At 68.4% G+C, this 16515-nt stretch carries 16 protein-coding genes; all 16 read right to left on the reverse strand.

Annotation, left to right across the window (positions count from 1 at the left end; translation table 11 throughout):
• Positions 1–49 precede the first annotated feature (49 nt).
• A complete protein-coding gene (locus AC3B6A_RS19145) occupies positions 50–1378 on the reverse strand; it encodes an MFS transporter (RefSeq protein ID WP_488398687.1) in 1329 nt (442 codons plus the stop codon).
• Between the two features lie 262 nt (positions 1379–1640).
• Positions 1641–2879 carry a glutamine synthetase family protein gene (locus AC3B6A_RS19150; protein WP_488403637.1) on the reverse strand — a complete coding sequence of 413 codons (1239 nt, stop codon included), beginning with the start codon at positions 2877–2879 and terminating at the stop codon, positions 1641–1643.
• Positions 2880–3355: 476 nt separating this feature from the next.
• On the reverse strand, positions 3356–4273 hold the full coding sequence (gene ppk2, locus AC3B6A_RS19155) for a polyphosphate kinase 2 (protein ID WP_488398688.1): 918 nt from the start codon (positions 4271–4273) through the stop codon (positions 3356–3358).
• 122 nt (positions 4274–4395) lie between these two features.
• A complete protein-coding gene (locus AC3B6A_RS19160; RefSeq protein WP_488398689.1) occupies positions 4396–5418 on the reverse strand; it encodes a transporter in 1023 nt (340 codons plus the stop codon).
• Between the two features lie 166 nt (positions 5419–5584).
• On the reverse strand, positions 5585–6715 hold the full coding sequence (locus AC3B6A_RS19165; protein WP_488398690.1) for a TIGR03364 family FAD-dependent oxidoreductase: 1131 nt from the start codon (positions 6713–6715) through the stop codon (positions 5585–5587).
• A 130-nt stretch (positions 6716–6845) separates the two neighbouring features.
• Entirely contained in the window at positions 6846–7871 is a 1026-nt protein-coding gene (locus AC3B6A_RS19170; protein WP_488398691.1) for a putative 2-aminoethylphosphonate ABC transporter substrate-binding protein, read from the reverse strand.
• Positions 7872–7949: 78 nt separating this feature from the next.
• Positions 7950–9653 (reverse strand): putative 2-aminoethylphosphonate ABC transporter permease subunit, encoded by a 1704-nt coding sequence (locus AC3B6A_RS19175; RefSeq protein ID WP_488398692.1) that lies wholly within the window; start codon positions 9651–9653, stop codon positions 7950–7952.
• A 1-nt stretch (position 9654) separates the two neighbouring features.
• On the reverse strand, positions 9655–10710 hold the full coding sequence (locus tag AC3B6A_RS19180) for a putative 2-aminoethylphosphonate ABC transporter ATP-binding protein (RefSeq protein ID WP_488398693.1): 1056 nt from the start codon (positions 10708–10710) through the stop codon (positions 9655–9657).
• A gap of 206 nt (positions 10711–10916) precedes the next feature.
• Positions 10917–11780 carry a LysR substrate-binding domain-containing protein gene (locus tag AC3B6A_RS19185; protein ID WP_488398694.1) on the reverse strand — a complete coding sequence of 288 codons (864 nt, stop codon included), beginning with the start codon at positions 11778–11780 and terminating at the stop codon, positions 10917–10919.
• Between the two features lie 253 nt (positions 11781–12033).
• Positions 12034–12651, reverse strand: coding sequence for a hypothetical protein (locus AC3B6A_RS19190; RefSeq protein WP_488398695.1), 618 nt, complete (start codon positions 12649–12651; stop codon positions 12034–12036).
• Positions 12652–12678: 27 nt separating this feature from the next.
• Positions 12679–13620, reverse strand: coding sequence for a PilN family protein (locus tag AC3B6A_RS19195; protein WP_488398696.1), 942 nt, complete (start codon positions 13618–13620; stop codon positions 12679–12681).
• A 67-nt stretch (positions 13621–13687) separates the two neighbouring features.
• A complete protein-coding gene (locus AC3B6A_RS19200) occupies positions 13688–14722 on the reverse strand; it encodes a hypothetical protein (RefSeq protein WP_488398697.1) in 1035 nt (344 codons plus the stop codon).
• A complete protein-coding gene (locus AC3B6A_RS19205) occupies positions 14712–15305 on the reverse strand; it encodes a prepilin-type N-terminal cleavage/methylation domain-containing protein (RefSeq protein ID WP_488398698.1) in 594 nt (197 codons plus the stop codon). Before AC3B6A_RS19205 ends, AC3B6A_RS19200 begins: the two co-directional genes overlap by 11 nt.
• Positions 15302–15733, reverse strand: coding sequence for a PulJ/GspJ family protein (locus AC3B6A_RS19210; protein WP_488398699.1), 432 nt, complete (start codon positions 15731–15733; stop codon positions 15302–15304). Before AC3B6A_RS19210 ends, AC3B6A_RS19205 begins: the two co-directional genes overlap by 4 nt.
• Positions 15730–16080: a type II secretion system protein gene (locus tag AC3B6A_RS19215; RefSeq protein ID WP_488398700.1), complete on the reverse strand. Its 351-nt coding sequence runs from the start codon at positions 16078–16080 to the stop codon at positions 15730–15732. Before AC3B6A_RS19215 ends, AC3B6A_RS19210 begins: the two co-directional genes overlap by 4 nt.
• Before the next feature lie 28 nt (positions 16081–16108).
• Positions 16109–16504, reverse strand: coding sequence for a type II secretion system major pseudopilin GspG (gene gspG / locus AC3B6A_RS19220; protein WP_488403639.1), 396 nt, complete (start codon positions 16502–16504; stop codon positions 16109–16111).
• Positions 16505–16515 lie beyond the last annotated feature (11 nt).

Here is a 16515-nt window from a genome sequence, read left to right on the forward strand (position 1 = left end):
CCGCGGCTGACTCCGGGCGGCAAGCGCTTGCCGCCCTCCTCCACGGCCCTTATGCGGGCCGGCTTTCCTCTTCCGCTTCAGGCGCCGGCACCGTGCCGTCGTTGCCCTTCATCTGCGTCTCCACCGCGCGGTCGTCGACCCGCGGGTCGAGCGCCGCCGACAGCGGCGACGAGGCCAGGCTGTCCGGCGTGGCCACGTGCTTGACCGGCGCCTCGTCGACCCGGTGCTCGCCGCTGACCTTCTCCGGCTGCACGCGCCAGATCAGGATCAGCGAGCAGGCGCAGACGAAGGCGTAGAGCATGTTCGTGCCGAACAGCTTCATCAGCGCGCCGGCCACCAGCGGGCCGACGCAGGCGCCGACGCCGAAGGTCACCAGCAGCATCGCCGTCAGCGACACGCGGCGGTCGCCCTCGACGTGGTCGTTGGAAAACGCCACCGCCAGCGGATAAAGGGTGAACTGCACCAGGCAGACCAGGAAGCCCATCGGCAACAACAGCCCCAGGGTCAGCGGCGGCAGCGGCAACAGCGGCTGCAGGGCCAGCGGCATGGCCGTGAGCAGCAGCAGGATCGCCGCATTGCGGATCAGCACGGCGCGATCGCAGCGGTCCGACAGCCAGCCCAGCGGCCCCTGCACCAGCAGCCCGGCGAAGATGCAGCCGCCCATGAACAGGCCGATCTCCTTGGTGCTCAGGCCCTGGTCCACCGCGTAGAGCGGCGCCAGGCCGTAGAACGAGCCGATCACCAGCCCGGAGACCAGCACCGTGGTCAGCGACTGCGGCACGCGCTTGAGGAAGAAGCGCGGCTCCAGCGGCGCCGGACGCAGGGGCGCGGGGTGGACCTTGTGGGTGATCGACACCGGCACCAGCGACAGGGCGAAGCTCAGCGCGATCATCATCGGCAGCTCCTGGCCCAGGGCCGGATGCACCACCAGCACCAGCTGGCCGGCCACCAGGCCGAGGTAGGACGCCACCATGTAGCCGGCGAACACCGCGCCGCGCTGGCGCGCGTCCGCCTGCTCGTTGAGCCAGCTTTCGATGACCATGTACTGGCACATCATCCCCAGGCCGATCAGCGTCCGCAGCACCAGCCAGCCCGACAGCCAGGGCAGCAGGCCGATGCCCAGCACCGCCGCGGTGACCATCCCGCCGCAGGCGACATAGGCGCGGATATGGCCGACGCGGGCGATCAGCCGGTGGCCGATCTTGCCGCCCAGCACCAGCCCCAGGTAGTAGGCCGCCATCATGGCGCCCACCCACAGCCCGTTCACCTTCTCCTCCGCCAGGCGCAGGGCGAGGTAGGTACTGAGCAGGCCGGAGCCGGTCAACAACATCACGGCGGAGAAATACAGCGCGCGGAAGGCAGTGAAAATCCGGTGCATCGGACCTCCTGGTCCAGAACGGTCCCGGGCGCGGCGGACGGCGCCCGGACAGCGGAAAGCGGGACGTGCGATGACACCTTAGAGCCTGCCGGGCAACGCGTCGAGAGCCCTGCCGGAGCTGGAACAGAGCGGGTCGCGCAGCGGAGAACGGGGCATCCCGAAGGATGCCGGCGGGATGCGCGAGGATGCCGGGGAAATGCCCGCCGATCACAGCCGCGCGCTGTTCCGGCGCGGCCGTGCCGACGTACCTGCGCGCGACGGATCAGGCCTGGGCGGCCAGCACGCGGCGCTCCCAGGGGGTGATCTCGTCGAAGAAGCTGGACAGCTCCATCGACTTGGTCGCCACGTAGCCGTCGACGAACTCGTTGCCGAACACCTCGCGGGCCAGCTGGCTGTGCCTCAGGCGCTGCAGGGCGTCGTACATCGTGCAGGGCAGCAGCAGTTCCTCCGGCACCTCGAACTCGCCCTGGATCGGCGCGGTCGGCTCCAGCGCGCGCTCGATGCCGTGCAGGCCGGCGGCCAGGCTGGCGGCGATGGTCAGGTAGGGGTTGGCGTCGGCGCCCGGCAGGCGGTTCTCCACGCGGCGGGCCACCGGCGCGCTGGCCGGGATGCGCAGGCCGGCGGCGCGGTTGTCGTGGGACCAGCAGGCGTTGTTCGGCGAGGCGTAGGGATGGCACAGGCGCTGGAAGGAATTCACGTTCGGCGCGAACAGCAGGGTGAAGTCCGCCAGGCACGCCTGCAGGCCGCCGATGAAGTGGCGGAAGGCCGGCGTGGCCTCGTCGGCGGCATCGGTGAAGATGTTGCGGCCGTCGCCGTCGACGACGCTCTGGTGGATGTGCATCGAGCTGCCCGGCGTCTTCGCCAGCGGCTTGGCCATGCACACCACGATCAGCCCGTGCCTGAGCGCGACTTCCTTGAGCAGGTGCTTGAACAGGAAGGTCTGGTCGGCCAGCAGCAGCGGATCGCCGTGCAGGAAATTGATCTCGAACTGGCTGGTGCCCATCTCGTGCATGAAGGTGTCGCGCTCCAGCCCGACCGCCGCCATGCAGCGGTAGACGTCCTGGAAGAACGGCCGCAGGCCGTTGTTGGACGACACGCTAAAGGCCGAGTGGCCGGTCTCGCGGCGGCCGTCCGGGCCGAGCGGCGCCTGGAAGGCTTCGTTGGCGTCGGGGTTGGGGGCGAAGACGAAGAATTCCAGCTCGGTCGCCACCACCGGGCTCCAGCCGTGCCCGGCGTAGCGCGCCAGCACCCGCTTGAGCAGGCCGCGGGTGGACAGGCCGGAGGGCTGGCCGTCGAGTTCCAGCGCGTCGCAGATGGCGAAGGCGCGCGGCTCGTCGCTCCAGGGCAGGCGGTGGATCTGGGTCGGCTCAGCGACCAGGGCGAGGTCGCCGTCGTCGCTGCCGTAGAACCTCGCCGGCGGGTAGCCACCCATGATGCATTGCAGCAGGACGCCGCGCGCCAGTTGCAGGCGGCGGCCGGTTAGGAAGCCTTCGCCGGTCATCACCTTGCCGCGCGGCACCCCATTGAGGTCGGGGGTGACGCACTCGATCTCCTCGACTCCAGCCAGGCGCTCGGCGAGCGGGCTGCTTCCTTCGCTAGTCATGACGTCTTGTCCTTGTAATACGAGGCCGCGCAGGGTGCGCGACCTGTACAAAATACTCACCGCCCGTTCGATATTTCAAGCGACGCAAAACACGGAATTCGCGTAGGAGCGGACCTTGTCCGCGATGCTCTTCTACCGGCCTGCCGGCCGGATCGCGGACAAGGTCCGCTCCTGAGAAAGCCGTCCCCCAAAATGCAAACGCCGCTCCGAAGAGCGGCGTTTCGCCAATTGCCTCCGCGCTCGGAACGAGGCGGACAGCACGATGGCCGCCGGCAGGGCCGGCACCCGGGCCATCGGAACGGAATACTTTGAATGACGCGCTGACCGTTCGCCGTCATACGGCGCTCTCGGGCGCGCCGCGGCGTTGCCCTACCTCAGTAGACCTCCGGCACCACCATCTCCTGCGGCGTCGGGGTGCGCGAGTAATCCTCGTGGCGCTGCCGCTCCGGCAGGACCACCGCCGGGTGCTCGACGTCCTGGTAGGGAATCTGGTTCAGCAGGTGCTGGATGCAGTTCAGGCGCGCGCGCTTCTTGTCGTCGGCCTGCACCACCCACCAGGGCGCCTCGGGGATGTGGGTGCGCTCCATCATGATTTCCTTGGCCTTGGTGTAGGCCTCCCAGCGCCGCCGCGACTCCAGGTCCATGGGGCTGAGCTTCCACTGCTTGAGCGGGTCGTGGATGCGGCTGAGGAAGCGCAGATGCTGCTCCTCGTCGGAGATGGAGAACCAGTACTTGATGACCTGGATGCCGGAGCGCACCAGCATGCGCTCGAACTCCGGCACGCTGCGGAAGAATTCCTCGTACTGGTCGTCGGAGCAGAAGCCCATGACCCGCTCGACGCCGGCGCGGTTGTACCAGCTGCGGTCGAACAGGACGATCTCCCCCGCCGCCGGCAGGTGCGAGACGTAGCGCTGGAAATACCACTGGGTCTGCTCGCGGTCGTTCGGCGCGGGCAGCGCGGCAACGCGGCAGACGCGCGGATTGAGGCGCTGGGTGATGCGCTTGATCACCCCGCCCTTGCCCGCCGCGTCGCGGCCTTCGAAGAGGATCACCACCTTGTGCCCGGTCTTCACCACCCAGCCCTGCAGCTTCACCAGTTCGCCCTGCAGGCGGAACAGCTCGCTGAAGTAGCGGCGGCGCGCCATCTTCCCGGCATCGACTTCGGCGCTGCCGTCGAACAGCTCTTCAAGGTTGCGCACGTCTTCGAGCAGCTCCAGTTCCAGTTCCTCGTCGCTCTGGTCGAGCAGCTCGCGGTGGATGCGCAGGATTACGGATTCATCGGTCAAGGACATGGCGGGCCTCGCTGGTTTTTCCGGAGCCAGATCAGGATAGGTCGGCGTCAGGCCAGTGTCAGGGGGCCGGGGATGAAGGCGACGAGGCGGCCGCTTTCCTTCCCGACCAGGGGCCCGGCCGCTCAATAGTCATCCCGCTTGCGGAACGCCCAGCGCCCGGCCAGGCCGGTGAACGTGGCCACCAGCACCACCAGGATCCAGAAGCCTTCCGGATCCTCGGAGAACGGAATGCCGCCGACGTTCATGCCGAAGAAGCCGGCGATGATGTTGATCGGCAGCGCCAGCACCGTGACCACCGTCAGGGTGAACAGGGTGCGGCTGCTCTGCTCGTTGAGCTTGGCGGCGATCTCTTCCTGCAGCAGCTTGATGCGTTCACCCAGGGCGGTGAGGTCGTTGATCACCAGGGAGAATTCCTCGGTGGCCTCGCGCAGCACGCGCACGTCGTCTTCCTTCAGCCATTGCGGCGGGCGGTTGAGCAGGCGCATCAGCGAGCCCGGTTCCAGCGCCAGCAGGCGTTGCAGGCGCACCAGCACGCGGCGCATGGCGCCCAGGTCGGCGCGGTTGTCGGACAGGCGCGCGGACAGCAGCTGGTCCTCGATGCGGTCCACGCTGATGCTGGTCTCGCGGACGATGCGGGTGAGGATGTCGCCCTGGTCGCGCAGCAGGTGGATCAGCAGCTCCAGCGGCGAGTGGAAGCTCTCGCCGTGCTTGACCGAGGAGCGCAGGCTGTCCACCGAGCGCAGCGGCTGGGCGCGGGTGGTCACCAGCAGGCGGCCGCGGGCGCACACCCAGAGCGTGGCGACGTCCGAGGACATGCGGCTGCTGAAGTCGAGCACCACGTCGTTGACCACCGCCAGCAGGGCATCGTCCACATGCTCGATGCGGGTCGAGCGCGAGCCTTCGCGCAGGGTCTCGAAGAAGTAGTCGGGCAGCTCCAGGTGCGACTTCATCCAGCGCTCGCAGGCCGCGTGCGCCAGGTTCAGGTGCAGCCAGAGGAATTCATCCTCCGCGCGCGGCTCGCGCAGGCGCTGCAGCATGGTCGGCGAATCGATCTCCAGGCCGGGCTGGCCGGGACGGAAGCTGAAGCCATAGAGAAGGCCGAACAGGTCGGAATCCCGCTGGCTCTGGACGATGCTGTGGTTCATGGTTCTCCGCGCACGCAGGTGGGTCCGGACGTAGGAGCGAGCTTGCTCGCGAACCCGCACGGCACAGGCTGTTCGCGAGCAATCTCGTTCCTACGAAGAGCAATACGCTCGCCCCGTGGTGTTAGCAGAACCCGGTGAACGAAGAATGACAGTCCCGTGACAGCCGTCAGCCGAACAGCCCGGCGACGGTGCGCTCGCCCAGCGCCGGGCCGACGCTCATGCCCACGCCGGTGTGCATCAGCACGGCGGTGATGCCGTCCGCCGCCGGCAGCACCGAGAACGGCCCCGGCCCGCGCGCACCGTAGACGCCCTGCCAGCGCTCGACCACCTCGACGCGCATGCCCAGGGTGTCCTCGGCCAGTTCCAGCATCAGCCGGTCCACGGCCTCCGCGTTGAACGGCGCGGCATCGCTGCCGTAGTCATGGGAGTCGCCGATGATCAGCTCGCCATGCGGGGTCGGGCTGATCAGCAGGTGGATGCCCTGGGCTTCCAGCTCCGGCGTCTCGCGGCGGATCTGCGCGCGGATCGCCTCGGCTTCCGGCAGGTCGGAGAAGGCGCCGTAGTGCACGCAGCTCAATCCGGTGAGCACGGCATGGCCCAGGCCGAAGTCGACCTGCGGCCGCGCCCGCAGCATCTGCAGGCGGCACACCTGCGGCTGCAGCGGCGCGATGGCCTCGGCCAGCAGGGTCTGGTAATCGTGGCCGGAGCAGACGATCACCTGTCCGGCGCTGAAGGTGCCCGCCGTGGTGCGCAGCACGCCGCTGTCGACGTCGCGGACCAGGGTGGAGAAATGGAAGCGCACGCCCTGTTCGCGCCGCAGGTAGTCGATCAGCGTCGGCAGCGCCTCGCGGGAGTACAGCTGCTGGTCGTCGAAGCCGTGCAGCGCCGCGCGGTGATGGCGGAAGCGGCCTTCGTAGAGATCGTTGAGGGCGCTGCCGCGCAGCAGTTCGACGCGGTAGTCCAGCTCCTGCGCGCGGCCGGCGCAGAAGGCTTCCAGCAGCGCCTCCTCCGCGTCGCTGCGGGCGAACAGCAGCGAACCGTTGCGGCGCAGGGAGAACCCGGCCTGCTCGGCCCAGTGCGCCCAGATCGACCGGCTGGCCCGCGCCAGGTCCGACATCACGCCCGGCGGCTGGCCGGTGACCAGGGCCTGGCCGAAGTTGCGCACCGAGGCGCCCAGGGGCGTGGCGCTGCGCTCGAAGACGCGCACGGAAAGGCCGCGGCGGGCGGCGGCGTAGGCGTGGGAAAGGCCGAGGATGCCGGCGCCGACGATGGCGACGTCGCAGTGGGTCTGGGTCATGGAAGAGTCCTTCTTGCGAGGTGCGCCCCGCGCCTGCCGTGACGCGCGCGGCAGGCGCGAGGGTTCGACGATAGGGCCGCCTCGCTTCCGGGGCGGCGCCCTCTTCCTGCTGGAAAGAGGGCTCACACGCTTACTTCTGCGCGACCTTTTCCGACTTGCCGTCGTAGCGCTTGCGCCACTCGGCGAGGATGCTGTCGCGGTTCTTCGAGGCCCAGGCGAAGTCGTTCTTGATCAGCCGCTGCTCGTAGTCGGCCGGCAGTTCGGTCTGCGGCTTGGCGATGCCCGGCTGGGCCAGCACGGCGAAGTTTTCCTTGTACAGCTCCATGGCCTTGGGGCTGGCGGAGAAGTCGGCGAGCTTCTTCGCGGCGGCTTCATGCTGGGTGCCCTTGACGATGCCGGTGGCTTCGATTTCCCAGCCCAGGCCCTCCTTGGGCAGGACGATGTCCAGCGGCGCGCCCTGGCGCTTGAGCTGCACGGCCGGGTATTCGAAGGAGATGCCGATCGGGAATTCGCCGGCGGCGGCCAGCTTGCACGGCTTGGAGCCGGAGTGGACGTACTGGCCGATGTTCTCGTGCAGGGCGTCCATGTAGGCCCAGCCCTGCTTCTCGCCGAAGGTCTGCAGCCAGGCGGAGACGTCGAGGAAGCCGGTGCCGGAGGACGCCGGGTTCGGCATGACGATCTTGCCCTTGTACTCGGGCTTGGTCAGGTCCTGCCAGCTGATGGGCTTCTCCAGGCCCAGCTTCTCGGCCTCGGCGGTGTTGAAGCAGATGGTGGCGGCCCAGACGTCCATGCCGACCCAGGCCGGCGGGTTGGCCGCGTCGCGGTAGTTCTTGCCGATGGCGTCCAGGTGCTTGGGCGCGTAGGGCTCGAGCATGCCCTGCTGGTCGAGGATGGCCAGGCTGGACGCGGCCAGGCCCCAGACGGCGTCGGCCTGCGGACGGTCCTTCTCGGCCAGCAGCTTGGCGGTGACGATGCCGGTGGAGTCGCGCACCCACTTGATCCTGATGTCCGGGTTCTCGGCTTCGAAGGCCTGCTTGTAGGCGGTCAGCTGTTCCGGCTCCAGCGCGGTGTAGACGGTCAGTTCGGTATCGGCGGCCTGGGCCTGTGCGGCGAAACCGGCGACCACGGCGGCGGCGAGGGCAAGACGTTTGAACATGTGGAGCTCCTTGTTATTCATTGGGTCCCCGCCTGCGCGGGGAATGACGATCGGTGCAACGGTGGATGTTCAGGGCGATCACTTCCTCCAGGCCTGGGAGCGGCGCAGCAGGCCGCGCGAGGCGCCGGCCAGCAGCAGCGACACGGCGGCGGACGTGAGCAGGATCAGGGTGGACATGGCGGCGGCGCCGCCGACGTTGCCGGAGTCGTCCATGTTCAGCACGGCGACGGCGGCGAGGATGGTGTCCGGGTTGTAGAGGAAGATCGCCGCCGACACCGTGGTCATCGCCGAGACGAACAGGTAGCGGACGATATCCAGCAGCGCCGGCAGGCAGATCGGCACGGTGACGCGCAGGTAGTGGCGCCACAGCGGCATCTTCAGCGACAGGGCTGCGGCCTCGAACTCGCCGTCGAGCTGGCGCAGCGCGGCGGTGGCGGTCATCTGCGCGGTGGTCAGGTAGTGGGCGATGGTGCACACCACCAGCAGGGTCATGCTGCCGTAGAACAGGTTCAGCGGGTTGCCCGGCAGGTTGAAGAAGAACACGTAGCCCAGGCCCAGCACCAGGCCGGGGACGGCCATCGGCACGAAGCAGAGCATGCGCAGCAGCTGGTTCAGCCATTGCTGCTCGCGGGTCTTCTCGATCAGGTAGGCGCCGGTGAAGATCAGCGCGCTGCCGATGATCGCGGTGCAGGCGGCCATGCTCAGGCTGTTGCGGTAGGCCAGCCAGCCGCCGCCGGCGGTGGCATCGAAGTCGTAGTGGCGCAGCGACAGCGACAGGTTGTACGGCCAGAACTTCACCAGCGAGGAGTACACCGCCATGCCCAGCACGCCCAGCAGCACCGCGCAGACCAGCAGCACGATGGCGAGGAAGGCGGCATCGCGGCGGCGCGACGGCTTGGGATGGTAGACCTGCGCGCGGCCGCTCATGGCGTCGCCCTGGCGGTGACGCAGCCAGGTGTCGACGGCGAAGCTGAGCAGCGCCGGCAGCAGCAGGATCATGCCGATCTGCGCGCCACGGCCGAACTGCTGCTGGCCGACCACCGCCTTGTAGGCTTCCAGCGCCAGCACCTGGTAATCGCCGCCCACCACGACCGGTACGCCGAAGTCGGTGATGGTCAGGGTGAACACCAGGCAGGCGGCGGCGAACACGCCCTGCCGCGAGGCCGGCCAGGTGATGCTGCGGAAGGCCCTCCAGGGGCTGGCGCCCATGCTCGACGCGGCGTCGAACAGGCGCGCGTCGGCCAGCGACAGCGCCGACAGCAGGATCATCAGCGCATGGGGGAAGGTGTAGATGGCCTCGCCGAGGACGATGCCCCAGAAGCCGTAGATGTTGTCCGGCACCCAGCCGCGCAGCAGGCCCTGGTTGCCGAACAGGTAAATCAGCGCGATACCCGGCAGCATCGACGGCGCCAGCAGCGGCAGCAGGGAAATCCCCCGCCACAGGCCCTTGGCCGGGATCAGCGTGCGCTGCAGCGCGTAGGCGAAGGCATAGGCCAGCGGCACCACGATGGCGGCCACGCTCAGCGAGACCTTCAGGCTGTTGCCCAGCAGCCAGTGGAAATTGTCGCTGCGCAGCAGCTCGCCCATGGCGGCGACGCCGCCGCCCTGCCCCGCCGCGCTGCTGAAGCCGCGCCAGAAGATGGCCAGCAGCGGCAGCAGGACCGCGAGGGTGAGCAGGACCAGCAGCAGGTACTTGCCGCCACGCACGAACAGGCGATCACCCAGATCGCCGCGAATCCTGCCGGCGGCCAGCGCCGGGCTGTGTTTCACCACGGCGTCCATCTCAGGCGAACACCTGCAGGCTGCGCGGCGGGAGCGACACCCAGATGTCCGGGGAGCCCAGGCGCGGCATGTCCTCCGGCGCCAGCTCGGCCAGCAGCGCATGGCCCGGCAGCTGTTCCAGCTCGAAGCTCATGCGGCAGCGGTTGCCGAGGAAGGTGATCTCGCGGATCTGCGCGCGGAACAGGTTTTCCTGATGCACCGCCGGGTTCACGCTGATCGCTTCCGGACGGCAGAACAGCCGGCCCGAGGCGCTGGCGGCCTGGGCCTGCAGGCGCAGGTTGAGGCTGCCGACGCGGGCATGGCCGTCGCTGGCGCGCTCGAACGGCAGCCAGTTGCCCTGGCCGACGAACTCGGCGACGAAGGGCGTGGCCGGGGTGCTGTAGATCGCCCGGGCGGTGCCGTACTGCTCGATGCGCCCGTGGTTCATCACCGCGATGCGGTCGGCCATCAGCATGGCCTCGTCCTGGTTGTGGGTGACCATCACGGTGGTGATGCCCAGGCGCTTCTGCAGCTGGCGCAGCTCGCCGCACAGGTGCTCGCGGACGCGGGCATCCAGCGCCGACATCGGCTCGTCGAGCAGCAGCAGCGACGGGCTCGGCGCCAGCGCGCGGGCCATGGCCACGCGCTGCTGCTGGCCGCCGGAGAGCTGGCCGGGGTACTTCTTCTCGCTGCCGGTCAGGCCGACCAGTTCGAGCATCTCGGCTACGCGGCGGCGCGCCTCGTCCTTGGATGCGTTGGTCAGGCCGTAGGCGATGTTCTGCTCGACGGTCAGGTTGGGGAACAGCGCGTAGGACTGGAACAGGATGCCGTAGTCCCGCGCCTGCGGCGGCAGGTTCGACACATCACGCGGGCCCAGGTGCAGGCTGCCGTCGTCCTGGCGCTCCAGGCCGGCGATGCAGCGCAGCAGAGTGGTCTTGCCGCAGCCGGAGGGGCCGAGCAGACAGACCAGTTCGCCGGCCTTGACGTCCAGCGACACCCCGTCGAGGGCGACGAACTGGCCGAAACGTTTACGGATGTGGCGCACGCTGAGCGGCGTGCCGGCGATGGTCGTGTGCATGGCGGTACCTCGTTTTCTTATGGCTCACGCCGCGCGGGCAGCGGCGTGACTGGACGAGGTTCATGCTAGGGAGCGAATGCGACGGCACTATTGCGGCGAGGGAAAGCGCACCGATAGATCCATAGGCAGATTTTGGTATGGGGCTGAAGATTTTTGCGTAGCAGCGAGCCCGGGGACAGGCGGGATGTTCGCCAGCAGGCGCTCTGCTACGGGGCTTCCTGCGCTTGCGCCAACGCCAGGAAGGCACTGGGCAGCCGCGCCTGCCGGCGGTCCTTCAGGCAATAGAGGTATTCGTTCATCTGCCGCGCGCCGGTGATTTCCAGCACGCACAGCTGCGGGTTATCCGGCACCTCCTGGCGGGCGATGATGCTCACGCCCAGGTTGCGGATCACCGCCTCGCGGATCGACTCGCGGCTGCCGATCTCCAGCATCGAGGCCGGCGTCACCCCGGCTTCCAGCAGCATCGCCTCGGTGAGCTCGCGGGTGGTGGAACCCGCCTCGCGCATCAGCAGGCAGTGATTGCGCAGGTCGCCCATGGCCACCGACTGCTGCATCGCCAGCGGGTGGCTGCGGTGAACCGCCAGCACCAGCGGGTCGCTGCCGAGCACCACGCGGGTCAGGCGGGCATCGTCCACCTGCTGCGAGGACGCCGCCAGGTCGACCCGGCATTCGACGAGCGCTTCGAGTACCTGCTGGGAGTTGCCGATCTCCACCGACACCTCGATCTGCGGGTAGCGCTCGCGGAAGGTCTTGATCAGGCCGAGCACGTAATAGGGCGAGGTGGCGCCGATGCGCAGCGCGCCCTGCATCTGCCCGCAGTTGCGCAGGTAGAACTCGATGTCGGCTTCCTGCCGCAACAGCGCCTCGACCATCGGCAACAGGCGCGCGCCCTCGTCGCTCAGGGTCAGGCGGCGGCCGCCACGGTAGAACAGTTCCACTGCGTACTGGCTTTCCAGATTGCGGATCTGGGTGGTGACGGTGGGCTGGCTCAGGCCGAGCTTCTTCGCCGCCTGGGTGATGCTGCCCAGCTTCGCCACCCGGTAGAACGCCTTGAGTTCCGCGCTCAGCATGGGCTGATCCGCCTCCTGGAAAAATCCATCAACAGTTTCCGAACGCCGCCGGTGCAGCGCCGAGAAGGCCAAAAGCCCGGCCTGGACACCCGCGCCCGGCGACGTTCGTTGCCCCTGCGCGGATGCGGCATCACGCGATGCTACAGCAACTGCCGGAGTCCATCGAACCGTGGTTCGACGGCCTTCGATGCGGCACCCGGAGGATGGTTCAGCGCCCAGGCAAAGTCCGGACCAGGAAATAGAGCACGGGAAGCTACGACGGACTTCCGGCATCCGCCGGGCGATCCGTGGTCACGGGAGCTTCCGGCCCGGTAGCGAAATGAAATACCAGCTGTAGATTGATCGACGGCGACACGCCATTGCTCAGCTCGACGCGCTCGATGCTGATCCAGCGCCCGGCGCCCTCGATGGCGAACAGCAGCCGCCCATAACTGGCGGGATCGAAGGTTCCGCGCACCTGTACTTCGACCCGGGGGTCCGGCTTGCCATCAGCGAAATCCACCGGGTCCAGCACTGTCATCCGCGGCTCCCGCACGCCGGCTTTCCTGATCTCGACATCCAGCCAGGCCTGCACGTCGGCCCGCGCCAGCGAGGCATTCTGCGCCTGCCATAGATGCGCCCGGAACCGCGCCAGGCGATCCTCGGCCTGCATCGCCCGCTCCGGCCAGTAGGACTGCCGGGCCAGCTCCTGCATTTTCCGCAGCTGCGCGGCGCTGCTCGCATAGTCCTGCTGCCTCGCGCCTTTCCAGTCGGCGCAAAGCGTCAGCAGGTCGATCGCCAGCAGCGCCAGGACGATCCAGCCGGCCAGGCGCAGGCGAGGCTGCTCCTGCCAGCGCTGAGCCAGTTGCTGCCATCGCTGGCGCGATATCACCCATAGTTCTCCCATGGTTCCGCTCCGTTATTTCAGGGACATGGCCAACTGCAAACCTTCGCCGCGCGGCGAGGGTTCTACCCGCACATCGCGGAAACGGCCTTCGTCCTGCAGGCGCTGGACGAAGAAGCGCGGGTCCATGTTCGTGGTATTGATCAGCAGCGCCAGCTCACGGCCATCGAAGCGCCAGGTCGTCAGCCGGCTGTCCGCGGGAAGCAGCCCCGCGACTCTTTTCATCAGCTCGATCTGCCCGGGCAGCGCCTGCATCCGCTGCTGGATTTCCTGGGATTGCGTAACGGCACGCTGAGCGCGGGAGCGGGCGTCGAGCAGCGGCTCGATCTCCCCGACCAGTTGCGCATGCTCGGCCTGCAACGCGCGCGTCCCCCACCAGGCAAGGACGCCCTGGGTCATTTCCAGCGCCCCGCCCAGCACCAGCGCGGCGGCCAGTCCATGGGGCACCCAGCGCTCCCAGGCGCCATCGCCCCCCTGCCCGCCCGCCGCGGCCCACGGCGCCTGCAGATAGTCGAGCCTCTGCACGTCGGGCACGCTTGCGACCTCCACTTCCGGCACACCACGCGTCACCAAGCGGATCTGCTGCAAGGACGGCAGTTCCCGGAAGTGAAGGCTCAGCAGCAGGATGCCCTGCTTCCAGACCTGCAGGTCGTAGCCGTGCATCACCTGCAGCAGACGCAGGGCGGCCGGCGCCGCATCCTCCGGACGCTGCAACAGGGACTCGGGCAGGCAGCGATACCGCCTGGGAACATCGGCCATTTCCTGCGCCAACGCCAGCCGGGCCTGCCGGTCCCATATCCACAGCAAGGCCTGGCCACCCCGCCAGGCGACGTGGTGCTCAGGGGTGCGATAGGGCGACAGGCCGGACAGCTTCATCGCCAGCGCCTGGCCACGCTGCGCCCGTGGCACATGGCTGAAGTCGAGGCAACGATAGAGGCACTGGGAGCGATCGATCACCCACTGCGTCGCCGCTGTGCGCCAGAGCCCCTGCGGACGCTGCGTCCAGCGCAGGAGGGGCTTTCCGTCAGCTCCAGGGACCTGCCACAAGCGGGGCGGCGAGTAGGCCAGTTGAAGCCGGAGACGGTTGAGGTTTAACGATTTCGGAAGCATGGCTGGGTAGGGTTCTTCGTTGGAGGAGCTGCCAGGGCGGCAGGTAGGGACTGCTGGGGGTCAGTTCGAGCTGAAGCTCGTAGCGGGCCTCTCCGTCGCGCGGACGGAGACGGATCAGGATCACGGAGCTGGGCAGGCGCGACCAGCCTTCCGCCGGGATATCGCCGTAGTAGCCGCCGAGGACGTTCTCCAGATCGGCGCCACTGAGAATCGGCTGTTGCCGGCGGAGCTCGAGCAGGCGAAGGAGCCCTCCCTCAGGAAGTCGCCACGCCCGGGCCAGCACCACGGCGCTGGCGGTGTTCAGGTTGAGGCCGGCCTCGCCCACCGTGACCAGTTCGCTCCAGCCACCACTGACCAGAAGCTCCTCCCAGGGCCGCCAGGACGGCAGGCGGAACACCTCCATGGGCGAGCGCAGGCTGCGTCGCCCCCACGAAGGCGAGGCCCCGTCCCGATCGGCAGCCTGGTAGCGGGCCAGTTCGAGCAGCATGCGCGCGGTGCTTTCCGCCGGTACGCCGAGGCTAAGCAACAGCGCGTTGACGGCGGCCGGATCGCTGCCGCTCAGGCTCAACCGGGACGCCCGGTCGATCAGCGTCACGCAGTAGCCGTTCGGCAGGCACAATTCCCGGCCATCCACAGGCAACTCGCCCCCCGCGGGCAGCATCGACGGATCCATCTCCGAGGGATCGACAGCGGCGCTCTGCTCAGTGGTCTGGCCGGCGGCGGTCAGGCGGTGGGTGGCGATCAGCCAGGTCAGGCGGCTCAGCATGCTGCGCTCCTCGAAGCTTCTCCGCACCGCCTGCCGCTCGGCCTCGAGCCCTTCCCGCGAGCGGTCGAGCCACAGTACCGCGGCGCCGACCACCAGCGTCATGCAGGCCAGGAACCAGATGACGCCGACCAGTACGAAGCCCCGCTGGGCGGCACCCCGGCCGGCCCCGCTATCAGCGGTCATCGACGGTCAGACCTCGGCGGGGCATCTGTACCGTCGCCATCAGGAACAACCTTTCCCGCTCGGAGGCAATGGCAACGGCATCCGGCAGCGAATCCGCCAACTCGGGCGCGGGCGGCCAGTCCCCGTGCCAGCGCCCCTGGGCATCCTGGTATTGGAAGCGAGCGTCCTCCGCGATCGCCAGCAGCGGCCAGCGGCTGGCTTCGACGCGCCGTACGTAGATCAGCTCGGCGGCCGAATCCACGGGCTCCAGGCGGAAGGCAAAAGGCGTCGGGATGCCTTCCCGGCGATCCAGGCTGCCCAGCGTCACCGCCTCGAAACTCAGCGGGTCGCCGCGAAACCGTTCGCCGGTATCACCCTGAGCCGGCGCCGCCAGCTGGGAGATCGCGTCGGAGAACCAGCCGAACGCCAGCACCCGCCGGTAATGCTGGTCCCCCTGGCGCACGAAGGTATCGTTGACCTTGGCGACATAGGCCATTCCCTGGACCAGCAGCGTCGTGATGAAGGACACCAGAACGAGCACCACCAGCAGTTCCAGCAGGGTGAAACCCGAGTCGAGTCCGCGCGCGTTACGCTGGAACCTCATTCCGCGCCCCCCGCATCCTGGGCGTCGCGTGTCCGCTGGAATCCCGGCAGTTCGACGAACAGCTCCAGCGGCGCCTCGCGCTCCTCGCCGATGCGCGCCTTGACCCGGTACAACGTGGCATCGTACGGCCCCGGCGCGCCACTGTAGCGACCGACGATGGGCCGGGCCTGCGCCAGGACTTCGCTCTTCCACTCCAGCGTGTAGGGCCCCAGGCGCACCTGGCCTTCGCGCTGGAGCGCGGGATTGATCCGCTCCAGATACGCCAGGGCGACCCGTGACGCATCGAGCCGGCGCCGTACGTCGGCCATGCGTTCCAGCGTGACGAATCCGGCGTTGAGCCAGGCCAGCAAGGCTCCGCCCACCACCATCAGCAGCGTCATGGCCACCACGGCCTCCAGTAGCGTGAAGCCGGCCTGGCGTCGGTTCATGAGCGGCTCGGCAGGCACAGGGGAGCCTCCAGCCTGAGGTGATCCACCACCTCCCCCCGGTGCAGATCGACCTGACCGCCCAGGCAGGCGCCATTGCTGCGAAACACCACGGGCGAGGCCGCGGACAAGGTCCACCCGGCCGGCATCTTCAGCATCCTCTCGGGCCGGACACCCTGGGGCCCTATCACCACCTCGGTCGCTTCAAGGCGCGCGCGATAGCCGAGGCTGCCCAGCTGGTGGGCGATGTCCTGGGTGTCGATACGGCGCTTCCAGGCCTCCTGCATCTTCAGCAGGCCGGGCATGACCACTGCACCGAGCAGCGCCACCAACGCCAGCACCACGACCATTTCGAGCAGCGTGAACCCCGATGGACGCTCACTGCCCGGGCAGATAGCCGATCTCGGCATTCTCACCTTCGCCCCCCGACTGACCATCGGCGCCCAGGCTGTAGAGCGAGAAGGGTTGCTCCCGGCTCGGCCTGGTGCCGTAGACATAGGGATGATTCCAGGGGTCCAGGGGCACGCCTCCCTCCAGGTACGGCCCCTTCCAGTACTTTCTGGTGGGTTCGTCGCTGGGCGCGGTGTTCAGCAGCGCCAGGCCCTCCTGCTCCGTTGGCAACCTGCCGATGTCCAGACGCATGGTCATCAGCGCCCCCTTGAGCATCTTGACCTGCGTTTCGGCGGTCTGGACCTTGGCCTTGTCGGCCTGGTTGAACAACCGTGGGCCGACCAGCCCCATGAGCAATCCGATGATCACCAGGACCACGATCATCTCCAGCAGGG

The organism is Pseudomonas sp. B12(2026), assembly GCF_057767015.1.

Coding starts and splice junctions, on each gene's coding strand:
- AC3B6A_RS19145 (WP_488398687.1), bottom strand. CDS start 1,378: ATGCACCGGATTTTCACTGCCTTCCGCGCGCTGTATTTCTCCGCCGTG.
- AC3B6A_RS19150 (WP_488403637.1), bottom strand. CDS start 2,879: ATGACCGGCGAAGGCTTCCTAACCGGCCGCCGCCTGCAACTGGCGCGC.
- ppk2 (WP_488398688.1), bottom strand. CDS start 4,273: ATGTCCTTGACCGATGAATCCGTAATCCTGCGCATCCACCGCGAGCTG.
- AC3B6A_RS19160 (WP_488398689.1), bottom strand. CDS start 5,418: ATGAACCACAGCATCGTCCAGAGCCAGCGGGATTCCGACCTGTTCGGC.
- AC3B6A_RS19165 (WP_488398690.1), bottom strand. CDS start 6,715: ATGACCCAGACCCACTGCGACGTCGCCATCGTCGGCGCCGGCATCCTC.
- AC3B6A_RS19170 (WP_488398691.1), bottom strand. CDS start 7,871: ATGTTCAAACGTCTTGCCCTCGCCGCCGCCGTGGTCGCCGGTTTCGCC.
- AC3B6A_RS19175 (WP_488398692.1), bottom strand. CDS start 9,653: ATGGACGCCGTGGTGAAACACAGCCCGGCGCTGGCCGCCGGCAGGATT.
- AC3B6A_RS19180 (WP_488398693.1), bottom strand. CDS start 10,710: ATGCACACGACCATCGCCGGCACGCCGCTCAGCGTGCGCCACATCCGT.
- AC3B6A_RS19185 (WP_488398694.1), bottom strand. CDS start 11,780: ATGCTGAGCGCGGAACTCAAGGCGTTCTACCGGGTGGCGAAGCTGGGC.
- AC3B6A_RS19200 (WP_488398697.1), bottom strand. CDS start 14,722: ATGACCGCTGATAGCGGGGCCGGCCGGGGTGCCGCCCAGCGGGGCTTC.
- AC3B6A_RS19205 (WP_488398698.1), bottom strand. CDS start 15,305: ATGAGGTTCCAGCGTAACGCGCGCGGACTCGACTCGGGTTTCACCCTG.
- AC3B6A_RS19210 (WP_488398699.1), bottom strand. CDS start 15,733: ATGAACCGACGCCAGGCCGGCTTCACGCTACTGGAGGCCGTGGTGGCC.
- AC3B6A_RS19215 (WP_488398700.1), bottom strand. CDS start 16,080: ATGGTCGTGGTGCTGGCGTTGGTGGCGCTGCTCGGTGCAGTGGTCATG.
- gspG (WP_488403639.1), bottom strand. CDS start 16,504: ATGATCGTGGTCCTGGTGATCATCGGATTGCTCATGGGGCTGGTCGGC.